At 44.3% G+C, this 4,844-nt stretch carries 3 protein-coding genes; all 3 read right to left on the minus strand.

Going from position 1 to position 4,844, the window contains the following annotated elements; genetic code table 11:
* Nucleotides 1–1,264 (minus strand): CoA-acylating methylmalonate-semialdehyde dehydrogenase (locus tag B7C60_RS08370; protein ID WP_245868967.1); only part of this gene is annotated, 1,264 nt, incomplete at its 3' end.
* 292 nt (nt 1,265–1,556) lie between these two features.
* Entirely contained in the window at nt 1,557–2,447 is an 891-nt protein-coding gene (iolE, locus tag B7C60_RS08375; protein ID WP_099611256.1) for a myo-inosose-2 dehydratase, read from the minus strand.
* Between the two features lie 21 nt (nt 2,448–2,468).
* Nucleotides 2,469–4,385: a bifunctional 5-dehydro-2-deoxygluconokinase/5-dehydro-2-deoxyphosphogluconate aldolase gene (locus tag B7C60_RS08380; RefSeq protein WP_099611257.1), complete on the minus strand. Its 1,917-nt coding sequence runs from the start codon at nt 4,383–4,385 to the stop codon at nt 2,469–2,471.
* Nucleotides 4,386–4,844 lie beyond the last annotated feature (459 nt).

Here is a 4,844-nt window from a genome sequence, read left to right on the forward strand (position 1 = left end):
CATCACGAGTAAAGATGGCTGAACCGTTGCCATACTCATGACGATTAATTAACTCTAATGCCGTTTGATAATTTTCTACTCGAACCACGCACAAGACTGGGCCAAAAATCTCTTGTTGGTATACCGTCATATCAGGGGATACATGATCAATCAATGTTGGACCAACGAAGTACCCCGCCTCATTCCCCTTGACAGAAAAATCTCGTCCATCAGTGATTAATGTGGCCCCCTGCTCTTGTCCTGATTGAATATAGTCACAGATTTTTTGCTTGTGCTGCGCTGAGATAACGGGCCCCATGTCATTTTCAGTGCCATCGACTAACCCTGGCCCCACTCGCATGGTCGCGATTTTTTGTTGCAGTCGTTCAATCAATTGATCAGCCGTTTCATCACCGACCACGACCGCGACCGAAAGAGCCATACAGCGTTCTCCAGCTGCACCAAAAGTAGCCCCCATAATCGCATTGGTTGCCATATCAATATCGGCATCGGGCATCAAAATACAGTGGTTTTTAGCACCGCCTAATGCTTGGCAACGCTTACCATGAGCAGAGGCTGTGCTATAAATATATTCGGCAATTGGGGTCGATCCAACAAAACTAACCGCTTGAACTCTCGAATCGGTCAGTAATACATCAACGGCCTCTTTATCCCCATTCACCACATTAAAGACACCATCAGGTAAGCCAGCTTCTGTCAGCAATTCAGCAAGAATAAGTGCAGCACTAGGATCTTTTTCTGACGGTTTAAGAATAAAGGTATTACCCGTTGCCAACGCAATAGGAAACATCCACATGGGTACCATTGCCGGAAAATTAAACGGGGTGATACCAACACAAACACCGAGTGGCTGCATTAAAGAATGGCTATCAACATGTGTACCCACATTGGCAGAATGTTCGCCTTTTTGCAAATGTGGGATACCGCAGGCAAACTCAACCACCTCAAGCCCACGAGTTACCTCTCCTACCGCATCTGAATAGACTTTGCCATGTTCATTAGAAATAATGCGCGCTAATCGATCCATATTCTGTTCTAGTAGCGCTTTAAAGCGAAACATAACCCGGGCACGTTTTAACGGGCTAGTTTTCGCCCAAGAGGAAAACGCCGTTTCCGCAGCTTTAATCGCTTGGATAACATCTTCCTTTTGACTTAATTGTACCTGACGAGTTTGCTCACCGGTTGCTGGGTTATAGATAGCAGAAAATCGTTCACTCTCGCTTGTTTTGCGTTGACCATTAATAAAATTCAACACCGTTTCCATCGTTTTCTCCTTTGGCTGTCTTGACTGGAAGATCATTATTATTTTGCTGTCATTACCGATTCTGTATGTTTGGAATTGTTTTGACCTTAACTCCTTTATACAGAATAAACGTTTCATTTTCAACAATGAAAGGTTTATTTCGTTTAATTGCTGCGTTTTTCACATCAGCTTAAGTGAGCCGAGTGCAGCATAGACGCACAACGACTGATCAGCTTGGCTTGGTTTGCTTTATTTACTAAAAAAGCGCCTAAAAAGGCGCTATGAAGAATGAAACCATTGCCATCACTGATGGTTATAAAAGTCCGGCCTCTTTAGCAAAGTTGGATAAATTGTTATAACCCAGCGTTGCATAGGTCAACGGGTGAGCTATCGCAGGATCTTGTTCAGCTTCAACCACTAACCAGCCGGTATAGTTCACCGCTTTTAAGACGTTAAATACCGCAGGGTAATCAATGCAGCCATCGCCAGGAACGGTATAAACACCTTCAAGAACCGAGTCTAAAAAGCTTAATTTGCGATTTTTCACATCGGCAAGGACATCTTTTCGAATATCTTTACAGTGCACATGGTTAATCCGCTCGGCCCAACGCTGTGCAACCTTGACTGGATCTTCACCCGCAAAAGTTAAATGACCAGTATCGAGTAACAAACCAACTTCAGGGCCGGTGTGTTCCATCAAATGATCAATGTCTTGTGCGGTTTCAATGACGGTTCCCATATGATGATGGTAAGCAATTTGAACCCCTTGGCTTTGCGTGTATTGGGCAAATTCTGTCAGTTTTCGGCCATACTCTTCCCAGCGGTCGGCGGGAAATAAAGGGCGTAGATGAACAGGCGTGTCTTTGGCACCATGAATACAGTTGGTAACTTCACACGCCACCATCACTTTAGCCCCAAGCTCGCGTAATAGCGTAAGATGCTCCTGTACTGCTGCGATTTCTTCTTCCACACTCCGTGTCAATAACTCCATCGAATACCAGCCAGAAACCAACTGCAATTCATGGCTAGCTAATATCGGGCCCAGTACACTCGCTTGACGTGGGAATTTATTTCCCAACTCAAACCCGGCAAAACCTGCTTGCTTTCCTTCACTTAAACAAGTTTCTAACGATGTTTCCGCTCCCAGAGTTGGCATATCGTCATTGGTCCACGTCAGTGGGTTGATACCTAATTGAACACTCATCAAAAGTCTCCTTTTATTGCACTATTTTTCGCCACGTTGACGCCATAGTGTGATTAAGTTGTGATAATTTTTTTTCACGGTATGAATTAGAGTTTGGTCATCCATTTGACCGGCTAACCACGCACGTGAGGGCTCTCCAAATAACGTGCGACCAACAGCAAACCCTTTCACGATACGTTGTCCTGCTGTTTGTGAAAAACCATGCTGTAATTCTGTTTGTGGTGCATCTAGGCCAAGAATGACTACGCCTCGACAATAAGCATCTCGCTGTTCGATTAAATCTGAAACCGCTTGCCAGCTCGCCTTATCAAGCGGTGGAAGTTTCCACCAATCCGGTTTTATTCCTAAGTTATAAAAGCGTTGCATCGCTCGTAGATAGAGAGCATCTTCTTTTTTGATGCCATTTGGTAGAATGACTTCAAGCAGTAATTCGTGTCCTGACTGACAGCAGGCTTGATACACTTCTTGAATTTGGTGTTCTTGTTGTAAACGTATCGCGTGATCATCTTCTGGATTAAAAAACACTAAACATTTCACGATATGCTCTAACGGCCAACTGATCAGTTGTGAACCAATATTGCCATGTTCAAGCTTCAGCGGACGTGAGCCTGGTAATTCAATGGGGCGAGCAATCCACCACCCTTGCCCGGTGACCGTATTTAATACATCTTGGCCAAATGAACTATCGCACAATAGTCCAGCCTGACCATGTGCTAGCCCGGCTTCAAACGCTACTTCTTGACTGGCTTGCAAAATCAATTTTTTGAGAGGTTTAATGCGGGCGAGATCGGCACCGGCTTGTCGCGCCATATCGACAAATTGAATACGGTGATCAAATGCCATCACACAAAGCTCGTCTCGTTCCGGTGATTTTCGTGTCGTCACTCGGTGAAGATGATTGAGTTCACTATCTAAATCTGGACGTTTCACTTGTGTCGCACGTAGTAAATAATTATCGAGTTCAGCTTTAGTCGGCATCGCAGGGGCACAGCCATGGCGAGAAACGACCAACGCACCACAAGCATTGGCATAGGCACAGGCTTTTTCCCAACCTTCTCCATTTAAGTAACCACGTAATAGACCGGACATAAAGGCATCACCCGCACCTAACACGTTCAACACATCCACTCGAACACCATAAACCGTGATCCCGAGATCAAGATGCTCTGGAATTTCATTGCTAAATACCGAGCAACCAAGAGCACCCCGTTTACAAACGAGTTCAGCCTGAGAAACTTGACGGACGGCTTTTAATGCTTGGATGGTGTCTGTTGAACCACCACAGATGTGGAATTCTTCTTCAGTACCAACAATCACATCAAATAGCCCTAATACCTCTTGTAGTTGCTCGGTGACTTGCTCCGATTCAATAAAACGAGTTTCACCATCACCTAAAGAGGTAAGCCCCCATAATACTGGGCGGTAATCAATATCTAACGCGGTTTTAACCCCATGACGACGCGCATATTTCAGCGCAGTCAGCACTGCTTCACGAGTTTTAGGGTGAGAAAGGTGCGTTCCGGTAATCGCTAAACAGCGCGCAGAAGCAATATACTCTTCTGTGAAATCTTCTTTGCTGATCGCCATATCGGCACAGTTTTCACGATAAAAAATCAGCGGAAAGGTCTCTTCGTCTTTGATTCCGAGGATAACAAGCCCCGTTAATCGCTCTTTATCAGTGATAAGATGACTGGTATCACAGCCAACACGTTGTAATTCTTCGCGCAGGAATCGGCCCATGTGCTCGTCGCCAACACGTGCCAGCATAGAAGATTTCAACCCCTGCACTGCCGTGCCATAAGCAACATTACCCGATGAGCCCCCTAAATATTTACTAAAAGAGCCCATATCTTCTAAGCGGGCACCGACTTGCTGACCATAAAGATCAACCGCAATTCGTCCCATACAAATTACATCTAATTTTTTTTCTGTACTCACCGTTCACTCCTCAAGTCCCTCAGTGCTATACGCGGCTTTTTTACCTTTTTGGGCTAAAAGTGCGTTCTGCCATGACATTGTATAAGCATTTCACAAATACATTTATACGGAATATTTATTTCATTTTCAACTAAAGAAATAGCGCAATATTTCATTCTGTGATCATGATGGAATTTTGTTTTACCGACACTCAAAATAGGGCAATACAAACGATAAAAACAAAAAATAATACAAAGAATCAAAAAGATAGGAATTAATAGATAATGCGTTCATCAATAACAGAATAAAGGCGCAGGGAACTGAAAAAGCCCACCACAACACGTGGTGGGAATCGGGGGAGAGCATTTATTATTATTTAATACTGACGAGCCTTAGTGAGCACTTGTTTAATCTCATTTGCGGCTTGTTCTATTTCGGGTTTATCAGCTACTTGTGCAGTACCACAACGCCACCATGCTT

This window comes from Vibrio fujianensis (assembly GCF_002749895.1).
Taxonomy (GTDB): Bacteria; Pseudomonadota; Gammaproteobacteria; order Enterobacterales; family Vibrionaceae; genus Vibrio; species Vibrio fujianensis.